Genomic DNA, 22298 nt, shown 5'->3' on the forward strand with positions numbered 1-22298 from the left:
CGCCGGACCCGGTTTCCCGGATCCGGCGCCCGCCGCGTCTTCAGATGCGGATCAGAAGCGGACGTTCATGCCCAGACGGAACTCGTGGGTCTTGAAGTCCGGGTTCGAGCGCGTGATGTCCGTGCCGGCCGTGTTGGGCGGCAGGATGAACGGGTTGGTGGCCGGCGCGGTCCCGGGTCCCGCGCGGACGACGTATTCGCCGGCTTCCAGATCGGTGTACAGATACTCCCCGACCAGCGTCAGGCTCGGCGCCAGGCGCCATTCCACGCCGCCGCCGTACTGGAAGCCGTCGGCGTCGTCTTCCTCGACGGTCTCGGTGAAGCTGTTGGCGCCGTTCGAGGTGTAGAACCGGTTCTCGATCTTGCCGTAGGCGGCGCCGCCGGTGGCGTAGACCAGGGCCGGACCCGTGGCGTAGCCGACGCGGGCGCGAAGACCGGCCGTATGCTCAAGGTTGCGCGTGAAGATGTAGCTGGCCGGCGTGGTCGAGAAGCCGGTCACCGAGTCTTCGGCGTCGACGCCCTGGATGTCGCCGACCACGCCCACGACCCAGTTGCCGAACTGCATGTCGTAGCCGACGCGCGCGCCGCCTTCGACGCCGCCGTCGTCACGGTCGCACAGACCGCTCGGGGTGGTGGTCGAAGCCTGTCCTGAGCAGAAGCCCGGGCCGAAGGCGTTGGTGGTGCCGCCGCTCAGGACCACGGTGTCGTCGAAGTCGCCGTCGAAGTCGCGATCGAACACGAGGGTTTCGTTCTTGTCCTCGTCCGTGTCCAAGAAGCCGCCATGAACGCCGACGTAGAAGCCGCTCCACTCCTGGGCGAGCACGGGGGTGGCGCCGGCGGCGACCGTCAGGGCCAAGGCGGCGGCTGCGAGTTTGATCTTCATCTGAATCCTCTGAGATGAGCGGCGCGAGCCCGTCGCGTCGTTATGAGTTGGGAGCCCTCCCACGGCGCATGAACGTGACGTCGAGCTTGGCCGTTCCGTGGCGGACCCCGGCGTTTGCGTGGGAGCTCCGGAACTGTGACAGATCGGCAACATAGGCGCGGAACGCCTCGGAATGCGAAAGGCCGCCGAAGCGAGCTTCGACGGCCTTTGCCGGGACGGCGCCGGGAGGGGGAGGGGAGGCGCCGGCCTTGTGTCCGCCGCGGTGGAGGGGAGGGAGCCGCGGCGATGATGCGGATGTGGGAAGCGCCCGCTCCGGTTCAAGTCTCCGGCGCGCGTCTGGCTGCCCGCGCGGGGCGCGGCGAGTCGTCGCGGGGGTCGGCGGTCGGTTCGTCGGCATAGGGTTCGCCGTCGCCCGACAGGAGGATCGCCATCCATCGGCTGCCTCTGAACTCGGCCAGGATCGCCATGGCCATGACCGCCAGCGGCGTCGACAGGAACATGCCGACCACGCCCCAGATCTTGCCCCAGAAGGCCAGCGACAGCAGCACCACCACCGGGTCGATGTTCTGGTTGTCGCCCTGCATCCGCGGCTGGATCATGTTGCCGACGACGAACAGGATCAGCTGCAGCCCGCCCAGCAGGGCCAGCGGCTGCCAGTAGGTGTCGAATTGGACCAGCGCGAACAGGGGGGGAGCCAGACCTGCGATGGCGCCGCCCAGCACCGGGATGAACCCGACGATGAAGATGACGAAGGTCCAGAACTCCGCGTTCTGCAGCCCCACCGCGCGCATCAGGATCCAGGCCGCCGCGCAGATGATGACGCCGGTCACCGTCTGCACCCAAAGGTATCCCTCGACCCCGCCCCGGACGCGCTCATACACCTCGGCGGCTTCGGCGCGTCCCTTCCTGTCCGGGAACATGTTCACGACCTTGCGGCGGAAGCCCCACTGCGACGCCAGCAGGAAGGCCAGGTAGATCAGGACGAAGGCCGCGCCCGACAGCACGTTCTGCAGCTGCATGGCCGCCTGCCCGATGTAGCTGCGCAGGTTGATCTGGGCGAGCAGGTCGGTGACCGTCGGCGGCGGCGCGGCGCTGAACATGGCCCAGACGTCGGTCAGGATCTGGTCCAGCCGCGGTCCGATCCGCGTGGACACTCCCGAGGCCTCTCCGAAGAAGCCCAGCGCGCCGTCCAGGATGATCGCGATGGAAACGAAGAAGGCCAGCACCACCAGTACGAGGGCGGCCACCCCCGCCCATCGCCCCGTCAACGGCGTCCGACGCTCCAGCCACCTTTGAAGCCCGCCGATCATGATCAGCAGGAAGATGGCCATGGCCAGCGGCGTCAGGATGTCGCGCAGCCAGTAGACCGCGGCGCCCGCCGCCACGGTGGCGATCACCACCAGTGCGTTGCGCGACACGGTCGGGGACGGGATCACGGTCGGGGCTTTCATCGGCATAAGGTCAAGCTCCGGGCCGACGGCGTCAATCGCCCTTGATCCGGGCTCCGTCGCGGTGAAGCATGAGCGTCGGGGAACCGCTGCGGTTCCTGGAGCCCGCCCGATGACCGACGCCGCCGCCCTCTTCCTCGGCCAGTCCGACCAGCCCGAGACCCTGCTTCTGAACCGGGCCAACCGTCACGGGGTGGTCGCGGGCGCCACCGGCACGGGCAAGACCGTGACGCTGCAGATCATGGCCCAGGGCTTTTCGGACGCGGGCGTTCCCGTGTTCTGCGCCGACGTGAAGGGCGACCTGTCCGGCATCAGCCAGATCGGCGCGCCCAACGAGAAGCTGACGGCCCGGGCGCAGGAAATGGGTCTGACGCTGACCCCGCGCGCCGCGCCGACGGTGTTCTGGGACCTCTACGGCCAGAAGGGTCACCCGATCCGGACCACGATCTCGGAGATCGGCCCGGTGCTGCTGGCGCGGATGCTGAACCTCAACGAGGTTCAGGAGGGCGTGCTGTCGGTGGTCTTCCACGTCGCCGACAAGGAGGGTCTGCTGCTGCTGGACCTCGACGACCTGCGGTCCATGCTGGCCTACGTCGGGGAGAACGCCGACCGCATCGGTCGCGAGGTCGGGAACGTCGCCCCGACGTCGATCGCCGCCATCCAGCGATCGATCCTGCAGCTGGAGCAGCAGGGCGGCGCGGACTTCTTCGGCGAGCCGGCCCTGCGGCTGGAGGACATGCTGCGCACCGGTCTGGACGGCCGGGGGCAGGTCAACGTGCTGGACGCCACGCGGCTGATGAACTCGCCGCGGCTCTACGCCGCCTTCCTGCTGTGGCTGCTGTCCGAGCTGTTCGAGCAGTTGCCGGAGGTCGGCGATCCGGAGAAGCCGCGGCTGGTCTTCTTCTTCGACGAGGCGCACCTGCTGTTCACCGACGCGCCCGACGCCCTGCGCGAAAAGGTCGAGCAGGTGGTCCGCCTGATCAGGTCCAAGGGGGTCGGCGTCTACTTCGTCACCCAGAACCCGGCCGACATTCCCGACAGCGTGCTGGCCCAGCTGGGCAACCGCATCCAGCACGCGCTGAGGGCCTACACGCCGTCGGAGCAGAAGGGGCTGAAGGCCGCCAGCCAGAGCTTCCGCCCGAACCCCGCCTTCGACACAGCCGAGGCCATTCAGGGTCTGGGCGTCGGCGAAGCGCTGGTCTCGACGCTCGACGAGAAGGGCGCCCCCCGCGTCGTCGGCCGCACGAAGATCCGCCCGCCGGACAGCCGATTGGGCCCCGCGACCGACGCCGAGCGGGCACAGGTCATGGCCGCTAGCCCCGTGCGCGGCATGTACGACACGCCGGTCGATCGTGAGTCCGCCGAGGAAGTGCTGGCCGCCCGCCGTGGCGCCGCCGATCAGGCCGCCGCCGACGCCAGACTGGCCGAGGCGAGGGCGAAGGCCGACGCGGCCGCGGCCAGGGACGCCGAGAAGGCCGCTCTCGCCCGTGAGAAGGAGCAGGCCCGTCTGGATCGCGAAGTCGAGCGGGCGCGCACTCCCGCCCGCCGCACCCGCGAAACGCCGGTGGAGGCCCTGACCAAATCGGTGCTGCGCACGGCGGGGAGCACGCTCACGCGGGAGCTGCTGCGCGGAGTGCTGGGCGGGCTGAAGCGGCGCTGAGGCTCAGCGAGGAACGATCCGCCACATCCTGAGGGGGTGGCGCACCGTGCCGGCCTCGTCCCCCGCCGCATCGCCGCGGCCCATGTAGAAGTCGGCGCGGACGGGGCCGCGGATGGCCGAGCCGGTGTCCAGAGCCATGACCAGACCGGAGTAGCCGGATCGGGCCCCGGCGAGGTTGCCCGCGTCGGCCTCGATCCACACCGGGGCGCCATAGGTCCAGTATGAGGGATCGACGGCGATGGAGCGGCGCGCGCTCAGGGGCACGCCGGCCGCGCCGGCGGGGTGACCGCCGTCGTCCGGGTCCATGCGGAAGTAGATGTAGCGGGGGTTCAGGGCCATGACCTCGGCCGCCCGAGGTCCACGGTGCGCCGCCAGCCAGCTGCGGATCGCTTCACCGGACGTGCCGTTCCGCGGGAGCAGGCCGCGCTCCGCCATCGGTGTGGCGATGCCGGTGAACCTCTGGCCGTTGTCGGCGGCGTAGGCGGCGCGGGCGCGCGAGCCGTCCTCGAAGGTCAGGTAGCCCGAGCCCTGGACCTGCATGAAGAACAGGTCCTCGGCCCGCATGAAGGCCAGCGCCTGAGGGGCGGGCCGGGCCTCGATCTCCGCCCGGGTCGGACCGACGTCGCCGCGACGCCAGCCGGGGGGCGCCGGCAGAACGGGCGCCGAGAACTCCGCGTCCGGAAAGCGGCGGGCTGGATACTCCGGCGCGAAATAGGCCGTCAGTCGGCCCGGCGCGCCGTCGGGCGTCCGTGCCTCCACGGCGGCGAAGTTGACCTCGAGCCAGTCTCTGGCTCGCGGAGCGCTGGGGTTCTGGGCGGCCGCGGCGCGGGCGCGCTCGCACATCGGATCGGCTGCGGGGCGGCACCCGGCGGCGTAGGCCTGAAGCGCCGCAGCGTGATCTTCCCGCTCCCAGCCGGGCAGGGCCGTCAGAGACACCGCGCCGGCGGGCAGGGGCGGGACGGCGGGGGCGGGCACGACCACCGGGCCGGACGGCGGACGCGGCGTGGCGACGGGAGGCGCCGGGGGGCCGCCCGGGGCCGGCGCCGTGGCGCAGGCGGCGGCCAGCAGTCCCAGCAGCGGGAGGAGGCGGCGGATCACGCCGTGGCGGGCTCGACCCGGGCCAGCACCCAGTTGGGGTCGTTGGCGCCCAGCGGCCGCTGGAAGGTCCAGACCTCGGCCGTGCGACGTTCCTCGGTGCGGTCCTCGCCGCCCTGTCCGGCGGAGATCGAGCGCAGCTCCGCCAGGAAGCGGACGCGGGCGACGGCGCGGTCGCCGTCGACGGTGGCCAGCTCCAGATCGGCGCGGGGGGGATGCACGAACTCGACGCGCTCCGTCTCGCCCCGGGCCTCGCGCGCGGCGATGCCGGCCTCGAACGAAGACATGACGGGCGGCGACAGCAGGGGCTTCAGCGCGGCGCGGTCGCCCGTGGCGTAGGCCTGAACGATGGTGTCGTGGGCGGTGCGGGCGCCCTCGAGGAAGCGGTGGGGATCGAAGCCCGGGTCTCGCGCCTTCAGCCCCTGGATCGCCGCCAGGGTGTGGCTGTCGACGGGCGCGGCCTGCTGCGCGCCGCCGGGGGCGGGCGTGGCCGCCACGGGCTGGGCGCGCACGTCGTCCTCGGGCTGACGTCCGACCTTCTTGCCCAGCACGTTGTAGAGCTGGAACAGGACGAAGGCGGCGATCACCGCGAAGAGCACGATCTGGAACTGGACGGGCACGGGGCATCCCTGACGGCGGGGAGGAGAGAGCAGGCTTAGGCGGTCATATGGGGACGGGCAAGCGCAACGCCCAACGCCCGGAAGCCCCGCGCCGTTGCGACCGGACGCCGCGCATGATAGTCGCCCCGCCTTCCGGCGGCCGCCCTACCGCCGCCATGTTTCGGATGCCCGCGACCCATGACCGACGCCACGACCCCCACGCCGACCGCCGGCGACCAGCCCATTCAGGGCCAGCCCGCCGCCCCGGGCTTCCGCATCCTGGCGCAGTATGTCCGCGACATGTCGTTCGAAAATCCCAAGGCGCCGGAAAGCCTGCGCGCCGAGGGCAAGCCGGCCATCGACATGGGCGTGGAGATGAACGCGGTGGGCCGCAAGGACGGCCTGTTCGAGGTGGACCTGAAGCTGTCGGTCAAGGCCTCGGTCGACGCCGGCCCGATCTTCGCGGCCGAACTGGTCTACGGCGGTCTGTTCCAGCTGATGGGCGTGGCCGAGCAGGACATCGAGCCGATGCTGCTGATCGAATGCCCGCGCTACCTCTATCCGTTCGCGCGCGAAATCATCGCCCGCGCGACGTCGGACGGCGGTCTGGTGCCGCCGTTCCTGATGGACCCGATCGACTTCGCCGCCATCTATTCGCAGCGCCGCGCCGAGATGGAGCGCACGCCGGCGCAGGCCTGAGGCCTCAGGCCGCGCGGTCTTCCGCCCCGGTCACCACGTCCCACAAGGTCGTGGACCTGATCTCGGCCTCGAGGAACGCCCGGTGCGCCGCCACGTCCGCTTCGGTGAGGCGCGGCGCCAGCGGGCGGGGCCGCGGGCCGTGGGTCGCACCACCGCCGCCGGCGCCGACCGCGGTCACGGCGGCGGCCATGGACAGGTCCAGCTTGCGCGCCTTGCCGCCCTTCAGCTCCAGATACACCTCGGCCAGCAGGCGGGCGTCGATCAGGGCGCCGTGCAGGGTGCGTTCGGTCAGCGAGATCTTGAACCGCCGGCACAGGGCGTCCAGCGAGTTGGGCATGCCCGGAAACTTCATCTGGGCCAGCTGAAGCGTGTCGATCCATCGGTCGGCCGGGATCAGGTCATGCCCGCAGTTCGTGCATTCCCAGTCGATGAAGTTGCGGTCGAAGTTCGCATTGTGGGCGATCACCGGCGCGTCGCCGACGAACTCCAGAAACTCGCCGACGATCTGATGAAACTTCGGCGCGTCGCGCACCTTGTCGTCGGTGATGCCGTGCACGGCGATCGCGCCCGCGGGGATCAGACGCTCGGGATTGACGTAGCGGTGGAAGGTCCGGCCGGTCGGCAGCAGATCCTCGATCTCGATGCAGCCGATCTCGATCAGCCGGTCGCCGGTCTTCGGGTCGAAGCCGGTCGTTTCGGTGTCGAGGACGATCTCGCGGGCCATGGCCCTTACTGACCCGGTTCGGGATCGGAAGGAAGGCGCGACCAGCCCGGCGCCAGAACCGTCCCCACGATCCGTTCGACCTGCGCCCGGGCCGCCTCGACCCCGTGGGACGTGTCGACGACGAAGTCCGCGCGCGCGCGCTTTTCGGCGTCCGGCGTCTGCCGCGCCAGGATGGCGTCCAGCCGGTCCTCCGTCATGCCGGGCCGGGCCAGGACACGGGCGCGCTGGACCTCCTGCGGGGCGGTGACGACGACCACCGCATCCACGCCCCGGTCGCCGCCGGTTTCGAACAGCAGGGGGATGTCCAGAACGGCCAGCTTCACGCCACGCCGCCGCGCGGCCTCCAGGTCGGCCAGCCGGCCCTGCCCCACCAGGGGGTGGACGATCGTCTCAAGCCGGCGGAAGGCCTCGCGATCGTCGCCGAGCGCCTGCGCCAGCCGGTCGCGGTCCACCGCGCCGTCGCTCACGACCCCGGGAAAGGCCTCGCCGACCGGCCCGACGGCCGCCCCGCCCCGGGCGTAGAGGGCATGGACGGCGTCGTCGGCGTTCCAGACGACGGCGCCCGCCTCGGCGAACAGGCGCGCGGTGGTGGACTTGCCCATGCCGATCGATCCGGTCAGGCCCAGCACGATCATGAGACGCCTCCCATGGCCCTGAGGCAGAGGGTCCGGACGTCCGTCGGCGGGGGAGCGACGCCATAGATGGCCTGAAACGAGGGCCGCGCCTGACCGATCAGCATGGCCAGGCCGTCCACCACGGTCATGCCCCGGTCAAGGGCCGCGGTCAGGAGCGGGGTGTGCAGGGGCCTGTAGGTCATGTCCATGACGACGGCGTGCGGGGACAGGGCGTCGACGTCGACCGCCGGGTCGACGGGCAGGGCGTTCACCACCAGATCGGCATCTCGCAGTTCCTCCGTGGTCTGATGGAGGGCGTCCAGAGCCGCCACCAGCTGCCGCGCGCGGTCAGGGCTGCGGTTCACGACGCCGACGACGGCGCCGGCGTCCTTCAAGGCCACGACCGCGGCGCGGGCCGCCCCGCCGGCTCCCAGCACCGTGACCCGGGCGCCGTCCAGCTCCAGCCCCGGCGCCTGTTCACGAAGCGCCGTCAGCAGTCCGTGCCCGTCCGTCGATTCTGCAGCGACCTGACCGTCGGCGAAGGTCAGGAGATTGGCCGATCCCGCGCGCCGCGCCGTTTCCGAGGCGCTGGATCCGGCGGCCCGCAGCGCCCTGAGCTTCCAGGGCGCCGTGACGTTCAGTCCCCGGAACATGCCCGCTTTTCCGCGCGCGATCAGGGCGTCGAAGGCGGGCTCGTCCTCCGCGGGCAGGGCCTGATAGACGCCCGTGATCCCGGCCGCCGACAACCAGGCTCCATGGATCAGGGGACTGAGCGAATGGCCGATCGGCCAGCCGACGACGCCGCCCAGCATCATGACGGCAGCGCCCCATGCGTTCGCAGGGCGTCCAGCAGGGGCCACAGGGGCATGCCCATGATCGTGGCGTGGGCGCCGTCGATGCGCGAGAACAGCTGCGCGCCCCGGCCCTCGATGCGGTAGCAGCCGACGGAGGTCAGCAGGTCGGCGCCTTCCGCGGCGAGGTAGGCGTCCAGAAAGGCGTCGGAGAAGGCGCGCATGGTCATGGTCGCCGCCTCCCGGGCCGACCACACCACTTTGCCCCCCCACGCCAGGGCGACGCCGGACCACAGGACATGCTCGCGCCCGCGCATCTCACGCAGCCGCGCGCGCGCCTCGTCGAGAGAGGTCGCCTTCGAAATCAGCCCGCTCTCGAAGGACAGGATCTGGTCGGAGCCCACGACCCAGTCCTTCGGCCGCCGCCGCGACACGTCCCGGGCCTTGGCCGACGCCAGCAGGACGCTGAGACCCGCCGGATCGCGACGGGCGTCCGGGGTCTTCAGGGCGGCCTCGTCGACGTCGGCCGGATCAATCTCGAAGTCCACGCCGGCGTCCTGGAGTAGGCGTCGTCGCGCGGCGCTGGCCGAGGCGAGGACGATCATCGCGGCGTCTCCGCGCGGCCCCGACGCTCCTGCAGAAGGTTGACCACCGCGGCCGCCGTCTCCTCCACGGAGCGGCGCGTCACGTCGATGACCGGCCACCCGCGCCGTTCGAAGGCCCGTCGCGCCCTGATCGTCTCGTCCCGGACGGCGTCATGATCGACGTAGGCCGAGGCGCGGTCCGCGTTCAGCCCCTCCAACCGGTTACGGCGGATCTGGACCAGCCGGTCCGGCGACACGGTCAGGCCGACGACCAACGGACGCTTCAGCGTGGTCAGGCGCTCTCCGTCCTCCTGACCCGGCACCAGCGGCACGTTGGCGGCACGGATGCCGCGGTGGGCCAGATAGATGCACGTCGGCGTCTTCGACGTGCGGCTGACCCCCGTCAGCACGACGTCCGCCTGTTCCAGCTGCTCCGTTGTGCCCTGCCCGTCGTCGTGGGCCATGGCGAAATCCAGCGCCGAGATCCGGTTGAAGTAGTCGTGATCGAGGGCGTGCTGCGCCCCCACACGGGTCGACAGGGCGGCCCCCAGATAGCGCGACAGGGCGCCGACCAGCGGATCGAGCGCCGCGATCTGGGGCATGTCCAGCCGCCGGCATCCCTCCTCCAGCTGCGCGCGCAACTCGGCGTCGACGAGGGTGTGGAGGACCACCCCGGGCGCGTTCGCGACCTCCTCCAGCACCCGCTCCATCTGACGCGACGACCGCACCAGGGCGTAGATGTGCTCGATGGGAATGATGCCGTCGAAGCGGGCGGTGACCGCCTTGGCCATGGCGTTCAGCGTCTCGCCGGTGGAGTCCGACACCAGATGGACGTGGAAGTAGGTGGCCAGCCGGCCCGGGCGCGGCGGCGTCACGGGGTCGATCCTCCGGGGACGGTCGCGTGCAATTCTGGGGAGAAAGTCTGGGGCAATCGGGGCGCCGTCCGCAGAGTCTGGGTCCGGAAAACCTATAACCGACGGTCGGACGGCGGGCGAGCGGGGATGACCGGGGATGGTCCCGTCGCCCGGGCGCGGGTTCTCCACCGGCTCAGGACCGGCCCTTGCCCGCCTGGGGAAATCTCTGACGAGGCGCCAAGCGCCCACAGAGGTGCGGCTCCTCCCCGGACCCCCCGGCGTCGGGCGTTAGGACTTCGTTAAGCCTTTTCCGGGCGCCGGCGCCCACGATCATCCCCAGGGCGCCACAGACGCCGGAGAGCGGTGGAGAACCGCCGGGCGGGTGGCGATCATGGGCGGTCTGTCCCCGCCGTCCCCGCTTCAACCCTCTTCTTCCCTTCTTTCAATTCAAGGGAAGGATAGGGAAGGAAGGCGGCGCGCTTGAGCGGGGACGCGCCAGCCCGTAAGTCCGTCGCATGACGACCCCCCGCCTGCTGCGCGTCCTCGCCGGAGAAACTCCGGACCGGCCTCCCGTATGGTTCATGCGCCAGGCCGGCCGATATCTGCCGGAGTATCGGGCGCTGCGGGCGACCGCGCCGGGCTTCATCGAATTCTGCCTCGACCCGGACAAGGCGGCGGAAGCCACGCTGCAGCCGATGCGGCGGTTCGGCTTCGACGCCGCCATCGTGTTCGCCGACATCCTGCTGATCCCGCGGGCCCTCGGTCAGGACGTCTGGTTCGAGGCGGGCGAGGGGCCGCGTCTGGGCGCCCTGCCGCCGGTCGAGGCCATGCGCGCGCTCACCGCCGGCGCGGGCCGGGCCTTGTCCGAGGTCGGCGAGACCCTGAAGATCGTCCGCCGGGAGCTGGAGCCCGAGCGCGCGCTGATCGGCTTCGCCGGGGCGCCGTGGACCGTGGCGACCTACATGCTGGACGGCGAGGCCCGCACCATCGGCAAGGGCGAGCGGGCGCAGGCCCGGACCTATGCCTATGCGCAGCCGGATCTGGTGGACGCCGTGCTGGACATTCTGGTGGAGGCGACGGCGCATTATCTGAAAATGCAGGCCGACGCCGGCGCGCAGGTGCTGAAGATCTTCGAGAGCTGGGCGGAGGGACTGCCCGACGACCTGTTCGAGCGGCTGGTGCTGCGGCCGCATCAGAAGCTGGTCGCCCGGGTGAGGGAGCTCGGCGTGACCGTGCCGCTGATCGGCTTTCCGCGTGGCTCGGCGGCCCTGGCCGAACGCTATGCTGCGGACTGCGAGGTCCAGGCGGTCGCGCTGGACACCGCCTGTCCTCTGGAAGTCGGGCGGCGCGTTCAGGCCATCAAGCCGATCCAGGGCGCGCTCGACCCGCTGCTGCTCCGGGCCGGGGGCGCGGCGCTGGACCGCAGGGTCGACCAGTTGACCGAGGCGTGGGGTCGGGGTCCGTGGGTCTTCAACCTCGGTCACGGCATCCTGCCGGACGTGCCGACGGCGCACGTCGACCAGGTGCTGCGGAGACTTGGCGCGCAATGACGGAAACGGCGACGGCGACGAGGCGGCGGATCGCCGTGGTCCTGTTCAATCTCGGCGGCCCCGACGGCCCCGGAGATGTGAAGCCGTTTCTGTTCAACCTGTTCAACGACCCCGCCATCATCGGCCTGCCCGGGATCGTCCGCACGCCTCTGGCCCGTCTGATCTCGTCGCGTCGGGAGAAGAGCGCCCAAGCGAACTACGCCCTGATGGGCGGCGGATCGCCGCTGCTGCCGGGCACGCAGGCCCAGGCCGAGGGTCTGGAGGCGCGACTGCGGGCGGTCCTGCCGGACGCCGACGTGCGCGCCTTCGTCTGCATGCGCTACTGGCGGCCGCTGACGGAGCAGGTCGCCGCCGCTGTCTGCGCGTTCGCACCCGACGAGATCGTGCAGCTGCCGCTGTATCCGCAGTTCTCCACCACGACCACTGGGTCGTCGCTGAAGCTCTGGCGCAAGACCTATCGCGGGCCGGGCCGGTCGCGCACGGTTTGCTGCTGGCCGGTCGCCGGCGGATGGATCGAAGCGCAGGCGCGGGCCGTCGCCGCGAAGCTGGCGGAGGCGGGGGAGCGTCCCGTCAGGGTGCTGATGTCGGCCCACGGCATCCCGGAGAAGCTGGTCGCCGGCAAGGGCGATCCCTATCAGGAACAGGTCGAGGCCACGTGCGCCGCCCTGGCCGCGCGGCTCGAGCTTGGACGGCGGGGCGATCGCTGGGACGTCTGCTACCAGAGCCGCGTCGGGCCGCTGAAATGGCTCGGGCCTGCCACGCCCGACGCGATCGCCAAGGCTGCGGCCGACGGCGTCGGCGTCGTGCTGACGCCCGTCGCCTTCGTGTCGGAGCATATCGAGACCCTTGTCGAGCTCGATGTGGAGTATGCCGAGCTGGCTCACGAACTGGGCGTGACGCCGTACCTGCGGGCCCCGGCCGTCGGGACGGCGCCGGATTTCATCGCCGAGCTGGCCCACGCGGTGGAGGACGCCCTGAGGCGTGACGGCGTGGAGCCGCACGGGCCGGGATGCCGGGCGGACTGGGCGGCGTGTCCGCGAACCTGCGAGCGGAGGGCCGCGTGACCACCTACGATCTCGTCCGCGGGCTGCACATCCTTGCCGTCATCGCCTGGATGGCGGGCCTCCTGTTCCTCCCCCGCCTCTATGCCTACGACGCCGAACAGGCCGACAAGCCCGAGCCGCTCCGCTCGGAAATGCGCGCGCTTCTGCGCACGTGGCAGACCCGTCTGCTCCGCATCATTCTCGATCCCGCCATGGCCGCGGCCTGGGCGTTCGGCGGCTGGTTGATCTGGATCGACGGCACGACGCGGGGGTGGGACTTCCTGCTGCAGCCGTGGATGCTGGCCAAGCTGGCCGGCGTGCTGGGGCTCAGCGCATGGCACGGCTTCATCGCCGGAGAGCGCAGACGCGTTCAGGGCGGGACCTCGGTCCGGTCCGCGCGCTTCTGGCGAATGACCAACGAAGTCCCGTTTCTGATGGCCGTGATCATGGTGCTGTCGGTCACGACGGAATGGACTTTCGGTTGACCTGACGACGGGGGCGTGGTTTCGCTGACGGCGAACCGTTCCTGGCTCCGCCGGACGGTCCCTCTCTCCCAGCGGCGCCGCCTCCCTCGCGCGAGGCGGAATCCGTCGCTTTCCCTGCGGCCGCCCGGCCGGACATTCCAAGCCGTCGACCTCGCCCGGTGCGAGCGTGCGATCGCGCCTGCCTGAGAAGACTTTGCATGACCGACGTCCGCGACACCGACCCGACCGCCCCGGAAACCGAAACGCCCGAGGCCGTGGCCGGCGAAGAGGTCTCCGCCGCCGATCTTCCCATGGTCGATCAGGAAGCCGAGGACGAGGAGGACGACGGCGAGCCGATCGTGCCGAACGGCCGCATCACCCTGGCCGAGCTGAACGAGAAGACGCCCGCCGATCTGGTCGCCTTCGCCGAGGGGCTGGAGATTGAGAACGCGTCGAACCTGCGCAAGCAGGACCTGCTGTTCGCCATCCTGAAGGCGCTGGCCGAGGAAGAGGTGGAGATCATCGCCGACGGGGTGCTGGAGATCCTGCCCGACGGCTTCGGCTTCCTGCGCAGCCCGGACGCCAACTACCTGCCGGGACCGGACGACATCTACGTCTCTCCCTCGCAGATCCGCCGCTTCGGCCTTCGCTCGGGCGACACGGTCCACGGCGCCGTGCGCGGCCCGCGGGAGGGCGAGCGCTACTTCGCCCTGCTAAAGTGCGACACGATCAATCTGGAAGACCCGGAACTGGTCAAGACCAAGGTCCTGTTCGACAACCTGACGCCGCTCTACCCCGAAGAGCGGCTGCACATGGAGATCCAGGATCCGACGCTGAAGGATCGCACCGGTCGCGTGGTCGACATCGTCGCGCCGCTGGGCAAGGGCCAGCGCTGCCTGATCGTGGCCCCGCCGCGCGTCGGCAAGACGGTGATGCTGCAGAACGTCGCCAAGTCGATCGAGGCCAACCACCCCGAGGTCTTCCTGATCGTCCTGCTGATCGACGAGCGTCCGGAAGAGGTCACCGACATGCAGCGCACCGTGAAGGGCGAGGTGGTGGCCTCGACCTTCGACGAGCCGGCCACGCGTCACGTCGCGGTGGCCGAAATGGTGATCGAGAAGGCCAAGCGTCTGGTCGAGCACAAGAAGGACGTCGTCATCCTGCTGGACTCCATCACGCGTCTTGGCCGCGCCTACAATGCGACGGTGCCGTCGTCCGGCAAGGTCCTGACCGGGGGCGTGGACGCCAACGCCCTGCAACGGCCGAAACGCTTCTTCGGCGCGGCGCGCAACATCGAGCAGGGCGGCAGCCTGACGATCATCGCCACGGCCCTGATCGACACGGGCAGCCGCATGGACGAGGTGATCTTCGAAGAGTTCAAGGGCACCGGCAACTCCGAGATCGTGCTGGACCGCAAGGTGGCGGACAAGCGGATCTTCCCGGCCATCGACGTGCTGAAGTCGGGCACGCGCAAGGAAGACCTGATCACGCCGAAGGATCAGCTGGCCAAGACCTACGTCCTGCGCCGGATCCTGAACCCGATGGGACCGCAGGACGCGATCGAGTTCCTGCTCGACAAGCTTCGGCAGTCCAAGAACAACGCCGACTTCTTCCAGTCGATGAACACCTGAGGCGTCCTTCGGCGTTTCACGTGAAACAGGGAGCCGGGTCATGAAGGTCAACGTCGAGATCGACTGCACCCCTGCGGAGGCGCGGGCCTTTCTGGGGTTGCCCGACGTGACGCCCCTTAACGACGCCATGGTCGCCGAGATGCAGAAGCGTATGGAGGCCAACGTCGCCGCCATGCAGCCGGAAGAGCTGATGAAGACCTGGACCAGCTTCGGTCTGCAGGCCCAGGATCAGTTCCGGCGTCTGATGGAAGCCGCGACGACGGTCTGACGTGACAGACACCGTCTTCGCCTTGGCCACGCCGCCGGGCCGCGGCGCCATCGCCGTCGTCCGACTGAGCGGGCCACGGACGGCGGATGTGCTCGCAGCGTTGGCCGGACGCCTTCCCGCTCCCCGTTTCGCGGCCCTGAGGACTCTCCGTCACGACGGCGCCCGGCTGGACGAGGCGTTGGTGCTCTGGTTTCCCGCCCCGGCCTCCTATACCGGCGAGGACGTGGCGGAACTGCACCTGCATGGTGGACGCGCGGTCGTGGACGGGGTTCTGGGCGCCCTGTCGGCGCTGGGCGCGCGTCCCGCGGAACCGGGCGAGTTCACCCGTCGGGCCTTTGAGAACGGCCGCATGGACCTGGCGCAGGCCGAAGCCGTGGCGGACCTCATCGACGCGGAAAGCGCGGCACAGACCCGTCAGGCCCTCGGGCAGCTGGGGGGTGCGCTGGGCGCGGTCTACGCCGGCTTCCGGGCCGATCTGTTGCAGGCCCTGTCGCTTGTGGAAGCCGAGATCGACTTTCCCGACGAGGAGGTGCCGGACAACCTCGCGGCGACCGCGGGACCAGCCCTGGACCGGCTGGCCGCCGACCTCAGGCATGCGCTGTCCGACGGCGACCGCGGCGAACGGGTGCGCGAGGGCTATCGCATCGTCCTGATCGGCGAGACCAATGCCGGCAAGAGCGCGTTGTTCAACGCCCTGGTCGCGCAGGACGCGGCGATCGTGACGCCGATCGCCGGGACGACGCGTGACGTTCTGGACGCCCAGCTGGTGATCGACGGCTATGCCGTCACCCTGTCCGATACGGCCGGTCTGCGGGAAAGCGCCGATCTCGTCGAGGCCGAAGGCGTGCGCAGGGCCCGTGCGCGGGCCGAGGCGGCCGATCTTCGCCTGTGGGTTCGGGCTCCCGGCGACCCCGACGGAGAGGCCGCGGCCTTCGTGCGGCCCGATGACCTCACCGTGAACACCAAGGCGGACCTCACGCCAGCTTCGGGGCTTGCCGTGTCTTCGGTCACCGGTCAGGGCATCGCGGAGCTGCACGCCGCGATCGCGGAGCGTCTGCGGCGCGACCTGGCCGGCGCCGACTTCCCGGCCGTGACGCGCGCGCGGCACCGCCTGAGGCTGACGGAGGCTCTGAACGCCGTCGTGGCCGCGCGCGGCGCGCTGGCGATCGCGCCGGAGATGGCAGGGGACGATCTTCGCCGGGCCGCCGCGGCTCTGGCCCAGGTGACCGGCGCCATCGGCGTGGAAGACGTGCTGGGCGAAGTGTTCGCGAACTTCTGCATCGGCAAGTAGGGTCGACGTTTCACGTGAAACACGAAGGTCAGGCGGTGGCGTTCCGACGCCGTTTCGACTATGTCCCGCCTCCCATGCTCAACTTCGACGTCATCGTGATCGGCGGCGGCCACGCCGGCTGCGAGGCCGCGGCGGCCTCGGCGCGCGCCGGCGCGCGCACAGTGCTGTTGACCCAGCGGCTCGAAACGATTGGCGAGATGAGCTGCAATCCCGCCATCGGGGGGCTGGGCAAGGGCCACCTGGTGCGCGAGATCGACGCCATGGACGGCCTGATGGGCCGCATGGCTGACGCGTCGGGCATTCAGTTCCGCATGCTGAACCGGTCCAAGGGCGCCGCCGTCAGGGGGCCCCGCAGCCAGATCGATCGGCGGCTGTACCGCGAGGCCATGCAGGCCGAACTGGCCGCCACACCCAATCTGACGCTGATGGCGGGAACGGCCGAGCGCCTGCGACTGGACGGCGACCGCGTCGTGGGCGTCGTCACCGGCGCCGGCGAGGAGATCGCCGCGGCCGCCGTCGTCCTGACCACAGGCACCTTCCTGAACGGCGTGATCCACAAAGGCGACCAGCGCATTCCCGCGGGCCGGCACGGAGAGGCGCCGTCGACCGGGCTGGCCGCCGATCTGCACGCCGCCGGTCTCGCGCTGGGTCGGCTGAAGACCGGCACGCCCGCGCGGCTGGACGGCCGCACCATCGCCTGGGACCGGCTGGAGATGCAGGCGGCGGACGACCAGCCCGTGCCGTTCAGCTTCCTCACCGACCGCATCAACGTGCCCCAGATCGCTTGCGGCATCACGGCGACGACCGAAGAGACGCACCGGATCATCGCCGACAATCTGGCCGAAAGCGCCGTGTATGGCGGCCACCTCTCCGGGCGGGGGCCGCGCTACTGTCCGTCAATCGAGGACAAGGTCGTGCGGTTCGCCGACAAGACCTCGCACCAGATCTTCCTCGAGCCCGAAGGACTGGACGACCCGACCGTCTATCCGAACGGCATCTCCACCTCGGTGTCCGACGCCACCCAGATGGCGTTCCTGCGCACCATTCCGGGGCTGGAGGCGGTCGAGGTGTTCCGCTTCGGCTACGCCATCGAGTACGACTACGTCGACCCGCGCGAACTGACGCCGGGACTTGAGGTCAAGGCGCGCCCTGGCCTGTTCCTGGCCGGTCAGATCAACGGCACGACCGGGTACGAGGAAGCGGGCGCCCAAGGGTTGATGGCCGGACTGAACGCCGCGCGCAGGGCGGCCGGGCAGGACGCCGTCGTGGTGGGGCGGGATCAGGGCTACGTCGGTGTGATGATCGACGATCTGGTGACGCGCGGCGTGACCGAGCCCTACCGCATGTTCACCAGCCGCGCCGAGTGGCGTCTCAACCTCCGCAGCGACAACGCCGATCAGCGCCTGACGCCCGTCGCGGCGGCGGCGGGAATCGTCGGCGCGGAGCGGTCGCGGCGATTCGCAGAGAAGGTGCGGCAGGTCGGCGAGGCGCTTTCGGCCGCGCGGGAGATCGCCTTCACGCCCAAGGAGGCCGCAGCCTTGGGCATCGCCGTCAACGCCGACGGCCGTCGCCGCTCGGTTCGCGATCTCCTCGGGCATCCCGGCGTGACGCTGGACAAGTTCAGCTCCGTCCTGCCGCAGATCGCGGACTGGCCCACGGACGTCCGCGAACAGGTGGAGGTCGACGCGGCCTATGCGGGATATCTGGATCGGCAGGCGGCCGACGCCGCGGCGCTGAAGCGGGACGAGGACCTGCGGCTGCCCGAGGACCTCGACTATGCCGAAGTCGGGGGACTGTCGAACGAAGTCAGGGAAAAGCTGTCGCGCGTGCGTCCGCTGAGCCTTGGCCAGGCGGGCCGCATCGAAGGCATGACGCCGGGCGCCCTGACCGCCCTGCTGGCCCACGTCCGGCGCGTCGCCGCGTGACCCTGGACGCCGCCGGGTTTCAGAGGGCCATCGGCGCGAACGACGCCGAGATCGCGGACCTGGACGCCTATCGCCGCATGCTGATCGAGTCCAACGCGGTCATGAACCTCGTGGGGCCCGACAGCCTGCCCGATTTCTGGAACCGGCATGCGCTGGACTCGGCGCAGCTCGTCGATCATGCCCCGGCGGCGAGGACCTGGGCGGATCTGGGCGCGGGGGCAGGGCTCCCCGGCGTCGTGCTGGCGGTCCTGATGAAGGGGCGGGGAGGGCACGTTCACCTGATCGACAGCCTGCAGAAGCGGTGCCGGTTCCTGCAGTCGGTCGTCGACGCCTTGTCTCTGCCGGCCACGGTCGTCTGGGCGCGTGCGGAGGCGCATGCGGCCGTCGTCGACGTCGTCACCGCCCGCGCCGTCGCGCCGCTGACGAAACTGCTCGGCTATGCACAGCCTTATCACCAGAAGGGCGCGACGGGCCTCTACCTGAAGGGGGAGAAGGCGGAAGCCGAGGTGGCGGAGGCCCGGCAGGTCTGGCATTTCGAGAGCGAACTGTTCCCGTCGCGCAGCGACGTACGGGGGCGCGTGGTGTCCGTCCGGAGTCTTCGCCGTGTCCGCTAAGCGTCGCGTCCTCGCCGTCTCCAATCAAAAGGGCGGCGTCGGGAAGACCACGACCGCGATCAATCTCGGCACGGCGCTGGCCGCGATCGGTCAGCGCGTGCTCATCGTCGACATGGACCCGCAGGGCAATGCGTCCACCGGTCTGGGTGTTCCACGTGAAACACGCCGCGTGACCATCTACGACGTGATCGTCGACGGACGGTCGGTCGACGACGCGGCGGTGGCCACGGCCGTTCCCGGCCTGCACATCATTCCGGCCGACGCCGACATGTCGGGCGTCGAGATCGAGCTCAGCCAGGCCGACCGTCGGTCATACCGGCTGCGGGATGCGCTGGCGTCGCAGGCGACGGGGGCCGGGGCCCCGTTCGACTACGTCCTGATCGATTGCCCACCCTCGCTGAATCTCCTGACGCTGAACGCCATGGCCGCCGCAGACGCCGTGCTGGTGCCGTTGCAGTGCGAATTCTTCGCTCTTGAGGGCCTGACCCAGTTGATGAAGACGGTGGACATGGTCCGCCAGAGCCTGAATCCGAAGCTGGAAATCCAGGGTCTGGTTCTGACCATGTACGATCGGCGCAACGCCCTGTCGGGGCAGGTCGAGGCGGACGTCCGCGCCCATTTCGGCGACAAGGTGTATGACTCCGTCATACCGCGAAACGTCCGCGTTTCGGAGGCGCCGTCGTTTGGGAAGCCGGCGCTGATCTACGATCTGAAATGCGCGGGCAGCCAGGCCTATTTGAGGTTGGCGCGCGAAGTCGTCGCGCGCGAGCGCGTGCGGCTGCGGGCGGCCTGAAGGAGCGGAGGGGATGATGAGCGAACGTCAGCGCGGATTGGGCCGGGGGCTGTCGGCCCTGCTGGGCGAGCAGGTCGCCGAAAGCGCGCCCGTGGACGGCGGGCCCGCGCCCGCGGGCGTCCGCAGCGTGCCGATCGAGGCCCTGAAGCCCAATCCCGACCAGCCGCGGAAGATCTTCCTCAAGGAGGATCTGGACGAGCTGGCCGGCTCGATCCGCGACCGGGGCGTGCTGCAGCCGATCCTGGTCCGCCCGCATCCGGACGACGCCGGCTCATGGCAGATCGTGGCCGGCGAGCGGAGGTGGCGGGCGGCCCAGCAGGCGCGTCTTACCGAAGTGCCCATCGTGGAACGCCTGCTGGACGACGTGGCGGTGCTGGAAGTGGCCATCATCGAGAACGTCCAGCGCGCGGACCTGAATCCGTTGGAGGAGGCCGAAGCCTACCGCGTGCTGATGGACCGGTTCGGGCGGACCCAGGACGCCGTCGCCGGCGTCGTCGGCAAGAGCCGCAGCCACGTGGCCAACACCCTTCGCCTGCTGCAGTTGCCCGAAAAGGTGCTGGCCTATGTGAGGGACGGCAAGCTGTCCGCAGGGCATGCGCGGGCGCTGATCAACACCCCTGATCCGACCGGTCTGGCCGAGCGGGCCTTCATGGACGGGCTGAACGTCCGGCAGACCGAAGCCCTGGCCCGCCGGGCGACGGAGGGGGACCGGCCAGCCCCGGCCCGGTCGCGCGTCGTGCCGCTGGATGGCGACAGCGATCCGGACGTCGCGGCCCTGCAGCAGGATCTGGCCGACGCCTTGGGCCTGAAGGTGCAGCTGTCCGCGCGCCCGGGCGAAAAGGGCGAGCTGACTCTGCACTGGCGCAGCCTCGATCAGCTGGACGACCTGTGTCGGCGCCTGATGAAGGCGTGACGGCCGCCGCGGAGGAGATCGTCGATCTCTATTCCCGCCATGCCGACGTCTGGGCCATCACGCGGGGAGACGTCCTGCGCGGGTCGGAAGCGATGCATCTCGAACGGTTCATGGACGGCCTGCCGTCGGGCGGGACCGTGCTCGATCTCGGATGCGGATCGGGTCGGCCGATCGCCTCCACCCTGATCTCGCGGGGATTTCACGCGACGGGCGTGGATGCGTCACCCGGTCTGATCGACCTGTGCCGCACCGCCTTCCCTAATCATCGCTGGATCTGCGCGGACATGCGCGGACTGGACCTGGGTCGCCGGTTCGACGGCGTGCTGGCCTGGTACTCCAGCTTCCATCTGACCGCACAGGCGCAGACGGAGATGCCGGAGGTCTATGCGCGGCATCTGGAGCCGGGCGGCACGCTGATGTTCGTCGGCGGACCCCGCCGCGGCACGGCGATGGGCGAGTGGATGGGACGGCCGCTGCATCACGCCAGCCTCGATCCGCAGGAATACCGCGCGGGGCTCGCGGCAGCCGGGTTCGTCAGCGTCGAGGAACGGGTTCTGGACCCGGACCGGGACGAGGGCGCCCGGGTCTGGACGGCGCGGCGAAAGGCGTCAGACTGACGCCATGAACGACACCCCCTCCAATCCGACCGCCGAGGCCATGAAGAAGGCGCTGGCCGCCAAGAAGTCAGGCGCCCGGACGCCGGGCTCCGGCGGCTTCAAGCCCGGCCAGCATGTGGAGAAGACCGTCGAGCGCCAGAACGCCGCGCTCAACAAGCCGGCTTTCCGACGGGCGTCGAAGCGAGGCTAGAGCCCCAGCCGGCGGGCGCGGGCGGAGATTTCGAGGATCAGCCGCTCCGCGATCAGCTGATCGGGCGAGCCCGTCGAACGGCACGCCAGCTCCGCGGCGTTCAGGGAGTCCATGACGGCGTCGAGGGCGTCGGGCGTCCACGATTTCACCTGACGCAGCACCTCCGCCTCCTGCTTCCAGAAGACTCCCGCGGACTTGGCGGCTTCCTTTGCCCCGGCGCCCGCCCCCGTCAGGGTCTGGATCCGGATCAGGATCTGCAGCTGGCGGCCGACGGCGCGAAGTGCGGCCACGGCGCCTTCGCCCTCCAGAAAGGCGCGCCTGAGCCCCGACTGCGCCGGCGCCGCCTTGCCGCCGAACGCCTGCTGGGCGGCGTCCTGCAGGCTGGCGTCGGGTTCGACGCCCAGGTGCTGGTCCAGCTCGACGACGTCCAAGGTCCGCCCGCTGCCGGGTCCGATGAACAGGGCCAGACGCTCGATCTCCTGGCGCATCAGCCCCCGCTCGCGGGGCAGGCGGGCGACGAAGCGGTCCAGCGCCTCGCCCGTCAGGCTCACCTTGTCGGCGGCCAGGGCCTCGCGCGTCATGCGGGCGACGTCTCCGACCTCGTCCTCGTAGCAGGCGATGCCGACGGCGTTCGGACTGGCCTCAGCCGCCTTGCGCAGCGCGGAGTCCCGGCCCAGCGCCCCCGCCTCCACCACCAGCAGGGCCTCGGGGTTGAAGCCGCCCTCCGAATGCGTTTTCAAGGCGGCGGCCAGCGCCTTGTCCGTCGCCGCCTTCTCGCCGGACAGCCTGACGCGCACCAGACGGCGCCCGCCCATCAGGGACATGGCGGCCAGCGCGTCTTCCAGCCGGCCGTCGCCGGCATCGACGTCGCCGTCGGCCAGCAGGCTGACGTTGAAGGGATCGTTCAGGTCCGGCGTGACGGTCTTGCAGAGGACCTCGGACCGTTCAGCCACGCCCGACCGGTCGCGCCCATGGATCACCACGGCGCGCACTGCGGGATCAGGAGATTTCAGGAAGCGCTCGACCTCGGGGCGCTTGCTCAGAATCAC

General features: G+C 70.5%; 24 protein-coding genes. 14 read left to right on the forward strand and 10 right to left on the reverse strand.

The annotated features are described in order from the left end of the window. Nucleotides 1–51 precede the first annotated feature (51 nt). Nucleotides 52–882, reverse strand: coding sequence for an outer membrane protein (locus VGR32_RS07680; protein WP_327449627.1), 831 nt, complete (start codon nt 880–882; stop codon nt 52–54). Nucleotides 883–1199: 317 nt separating this feature from the next. Beyond that, a complete protein-coding gene (locus tag VGR32_RS07685) occupies nt 1200–2333 on the reverse strand; it encodes an AI-2E family transporter (RefSeq protein ID WP_327449628.1) in 1134 nt (377 codons plus the stop codon). 109 nt (nt 2334–2442) lie between these two features. Here VGR32_RS07685 and VGR32_RS07690 point away from each other — a divergent pair, with 109 nt between their 5' ends. After that, on the forward strand, nt 2443–3990 hold the full coding sequence (locus tag VGR32_RS07690; RefSeq protein WP_327449629.1) for a helicase HerA-like domain-containing protein: 1548 nt from the start codon (nt 2443–2445) through the stop codon (nt 3988–3990). A gap of 3 nt (nt 3991–3993) precedes the next feature. Here VGR32_RS07690 and VGR32_RS07695 read toward each other — a convergent pair whose 3' ends face one another. Together VGR32_RS07695 and timA are read right to left on the reverse strand one after the other, a co-directional pair. Continuing rightward, nucleotides 3994–5088, reverse strand: coding sequence for an MltA domain-containing protein (locus VGR32_RS07695; protein ID WP_327449630.1), 1095 nt, complete (start codon nt 5086–5088; stop codon nt 3994–3996). Further along, nucleotides 5085–5705 (reverse strand): TIM44-related membrane protein TimA, encoded by a 621-nt coding sequence (gene timA / locus VGR32_RS07700; RefSeq protein ID WP_327449631.1) that lies wholly within the window; start codon nt 5703–5705, stop codon nt 5085–5087. The genes VGR32_RS07695 and timA overlap by 4 nt, the downstream gene beginning before the upstream one ends. 177 nt (nt 5706–5882) lie before the next feature. Between timA and secB the strand changes: the two genes are divergently transcribed. Then, nucleotides 5883–6383, forward strand: coding sequence for a protein-export chaperone SecB (gene secB / locus VGR32_RS07705; protein WP_327449632.1), 501 nt, complete (start codon nt 5883–5885; stop codon nt 6381–6383). Between the two features lie 4 nt (nt 6384–6387). Here secB and dnaQ read toward each other — a convergent pair whose 3' ends face one another. Genes dnaQ through VGR32_RS07730 form a run of 5 tightly spaced genes read right to left on the reverse strand, consistent with a single transcriptional unit; the run spans nt 6388 to nt 9971 of the window. Continuing rightward, nucleotides 6388–7107 (reverse strand): DNA polymerase III subunit epsilon, encoded by a 720-nt coding sequence (gene dnaQ / locus VGR32_RS07710; protein ID WP_327449633.1) that lies wholly within the window; start codon nt 7105–7107, stop codon nt 6388–6390. 5 nt (nt 7108–7112) lie between these two features. Next, nucleotides 7113–7742 (reverse strand): dephospho-CoA kinase, encoded by a 630-nt coding sequence (gene coaE, locus VGR32_RS07715; RefSeq protein ID WP_327449634.1) that lies wholly within the window; start codon nt 7740–7742, stop codon nt 7113–7115. Further along, on the reverse strand, nt 7739–8536 hold the full coding sequence (locus VGR32_RS07720) for a shikimate dehydrogenase family protein (RefSeq protein ID WP_327449635.1): 798 nt from the start codon (nt 8534–8536) through the stop codon (nt 7739–7741). Before VGR32_RS07720 ends, coaE begins: the two co-directional genes overlap by 4 nt. Continuing rightward, nucleotides 8533–9117 carry a nucleoside triphosphate pyrophosphatase gene (locus tag VGR32_RS07725; RefSeq protein WP_327449636.1) on the reverse strand — a complete coding sequence of 195 codons (585 nt, stop codon included), beginning with the start codon at nt 9115–9117 and terminating at the stop codon, nt 8533–8535. Before VGR32_RS07725 ends, VGR32_RS07720 begins: the two co-directional genes overlap by 4 nt. Continuing rightward, nucleotides 9114–9971 carry a pyruvate, water dikinase regulatory protein gene (locus tag VGR32_RS07730; protein ID WP_327449637.1) on the reverse strand — a complete coding sequence of 286 codons (858 nt, stop codon included), beginning with the start codon at nt 9969–9971 and terminating at the stop codon, nt 9114–9116. Before VGR32_RS07730 ends, VGR32_RS07725 begins: the two co-directional genes overlap by 4 nt. Nucleotides 9972–10465: 494 nt before the next feature. On the opposite strand from VGR32_RS07730, the gene hemE reads away from it, so the two are divergent. The 12 genes from hemE to VGR32_RS07790 all read left to right on the forward strand — a co-directional run bounded on the left by hemE (nt 10466) and on the right by VGR32_RS07790 (nt 21249). After that, complete coding sequence (hemE, locus tag VGR32_RS07735) at nt 10466–11500, forward strand: uroporphyrinogen decarboxylase (RefSeq protein WP_327449638.1); 1035 nt, start codon at nt 10466–10468, stop codon at nt 11498–11500. Continuing rightward, a complete protein-coding gene (gene hemH, locus VGR32_RS07740; protein ID WP_327449639.1) occupies nt 11497–12564 on the forward strand; it encodes a ferrochelatase in 1068 nt (355 codons plus the stop codon). The genes hemE and hemH overlap by 4 nt, the downstream gene beginning before the upstream one ends. Beyond that, nucleotides 12561–13028: a CopD family protein gene (locus VGR32_RS07745; RefSeq protein WP_327449640.1), complete on the forward strand. Its 468-nt coding sequence runs from the start codon at nt 12561–12563 to the stop codon at nt 13026–13028. Before hemH ends, VGR32_RS07745 begins: the two co-directional genes overlap by 4 nt. A gap of 197 nt (nt 13029–13225) precedes the next feature. Then, entirely contained in the window at nt 13226–14638 is a 1413-nt protein-coding gene (gene rho / locus VGR32_RS07750; RefSeq protein ID WP_327449641.1) for a transcription termination factor Rho, read from the forward strand. A 40-nt stretch (nt 14639–14678) separates the two neighbouring features. Further along, nucleotides 14679–14906 (forward strand): DUF6489 family protein, encoded by a 228-nt coding sequence (locus VGR32_RS07755; RefSeq protein ID WP_327449642.1) that lies wholly within the window; start codon nt 14679–14681, stop codon nt 14904–14906. A gap of 1 nt (nt 14907) precedes the next feature. After that, entirely contained in the window at nt 14908–16197 is a 1290-nt protein-coding gene (mnmE, locus tag VGR32_RS07760) for a tRNA uridine-5-carboxymethylaminomethyl(34) synthesis GTPase MnmE (protein ID WP_327449643.1), read from the forward strand. A gap of 74 nt (nt 16198–16271) precedes the next feature. Beyond that, a complete protein-coding gene (gene mnmG / locus VGR32_RS07765) occupies nt 16272–18122 on the forward strand; it encodes a tRNA uridine-5-carboxymethylaminomethyl(34) synthesis enzyme MnmG (protein WP_327449644.1) in 1851 nt (616 codons plus the stop codon). After that, nucleotides 18119–18736 (forward strand): 16S rRNA (guanine(527)-N(7))-methyltransferase RsmG, encoded by a 618-nt coding sequence (rsmG, locus tag VGR32_RS07770; protein ID WP_327449645.1) that lies wholly within the window; start codon nt 18119–18121, stop codon nt 18734–18736. Before mnmG ends, rsmG begins: the two co-directional genes overlap by 4 nt. Next, nucleotides 18726–19529, forward strand: coding sequence for a ParA family protein (locus VGR32_RS07775; protein WP_327449646.1), 804 nt, complete (start codon nt 18726–18728; stop codon nt 19527–19529). The genes rsmG and VGR32_RS07775 overlap by 11 nt, the downstream gene beginning before the upstream one ends. Nucleotides 19530–19545: 16 nt before the next feature. Continuing rightward, nucleotides 19546–20442: a ParB/RepB/Spo0J family partition protein gene (locus VGR32_RS07780; RefSeq protein ID WP_327449647.1), complete on the forward strand. Its 897-nt coding sequence runs from the start codon at nt 19546–19548 to the stop codon at nt 20440–20442. Continuing rightward, entirely contained in the window at nt 20439–21059 is a 621-nt protein-coding gene (locus tag VGR32_RS07785) for a class I SAM-dependent methyltransferase (RefSeq protein WP_327449648.1), read from the forward strand. The genes VGR32_RS07780 and VGR32_RS07785 overlap by 4 nt, the downstream gene beginning before the upstream one ends. Nucleotides 21060–21063: 4 nt before the next feature. After that, nucleotides 21064–21249 (forward strand): hypothetical protein, encoded by a 186-nt coding sequence (locus tag VGR32_RS07790; protein WP_327449649.1) that lies wholly within the window; start codon nt 21064–21066, stop codon nt 21247–21249. Here VGR32_RS07790 and holA read toward each other — a convergent pair. Beyond that, nucleotides 21246–22298 carry a DNA polymerase III subunit delta gene (gene holA / locus VGR32_RS07795; RefSeq protein ID WP_327449650.1) on the reverse strand — a complete coding sequence of 351 codons (1053 nt, stop codon included), beginning with the start codon at nt 22296–22298 and terminating at the stop codon, nt 21246–21248. The two genes, VGR32_RS07790 and holA, sit on opposite strands and share 4 nt — an antisense overlap.

The organism is Brevundimonas sp. (assembly GCF_035935935.1).
Lineage (GTDB): Bacteria > Pseudomonadota > Alphaproteobacteria > Caulobacterales > Caulobacteraceae > Brevundimonas.

Coding starts and splice junctions, on each gene's coding strand:
- VGR32_RS07690 (WP_327449629.1), top strand. CDS start 2,443: ATGACCGACGCCGCCGCCCTCTTCCTCGGCCAGTCCGACCAGCCCGAG.
- VGR32_RS07685 (WP_327449628.1), bottom strand. CDS start 2,333: ATGAAAGCCCCGACCGTGATCCCGTCCCCGACCGTGTCGCGCAACGCA.
- VGR32_RS07680 (WP_327449627.1), bottom strand. CDS start 882: ATGAAGATCAAACTCGCAGCCGCCGCCTTGGCCCTGACGGTCGCCGCC.
- coaE (WP_327449634.1), bottom strand. CDS start 7,742: ATGATCGTGCTGGGCCTGACCGGATCGATCGGCATGGGCAAGTCCACC.
- hemH (WP_327449639.1), top strand. CDS start 11,497: ATGACGGAAACGGCGACGGCGACGAGGCGGCGGATCGCCGTGGTCCTG.
- hemE (WP_327449638.1), top strand. CDS start 10,466: ATGACGACCCCCCGCCTGCTGCGCGTCCTCGCCGGAGAAACTCCGGAC.
- rho (WP_327449641.1), top strand. CDS start 13,226: ATGACCGACGTCCGCGACACCGACCCGACCGCCCCGGAAACCGAAACG.
- VGR32_RS07780 (WP_327449647.1), top strand. CDS start 19,546: ATGAGCGAACGTCAGCGCGGATTGGGCCGGGGGCTGTCGGCCCTGCTG.
- VGR32_RS07790 (WP_327449649.1), top strand. CDS start 21,064: ATGAACGACACCCCCTCCAATCCGACCGCCGAGGCCATGAAGAAGGCG.
- mnmG (WP_327449644.1), top strand. CDS start 16,272: ATGCTCAACTTCGACGTCATCGTGATCGGCGGCGGCCACGCCGGCTGC.
- dnaQ (WP_327449633.1), bottom strand. CDS start 7,107: ATGGCCCGCGAGATCGTCCTCGACACCGAAACGACCGGCTTCGACCCG.
- VGR32_RS07755 (WP_327449642.1), top strand. CDS start 14,679: ATGAAGGTCAACGTCGAGATCGACTGCACCCCTGCGGAGGCGCGGGCC.
- VGR32_RS07725 (WP_327449636.1), bottom strand. CDS start 9,117: ATGATCGTCCTCGCCTCGGCCAGCGCCGCGCGACGACGCCTACTCCAG.
- VGR32_RS07720 (WP_327449635.1), bottom strand. CDS start 8,536: ATGATGCTGGGCGGCGTCGTCGGCTGGCCGATCGGCCATTCGCTCAGT.
- secB (WP_327449632.1), top strand. CDS start 5,883: ATGACCGACGCCACGACCCCCACGCCGACCGCCGGCGACCAGCCCATT.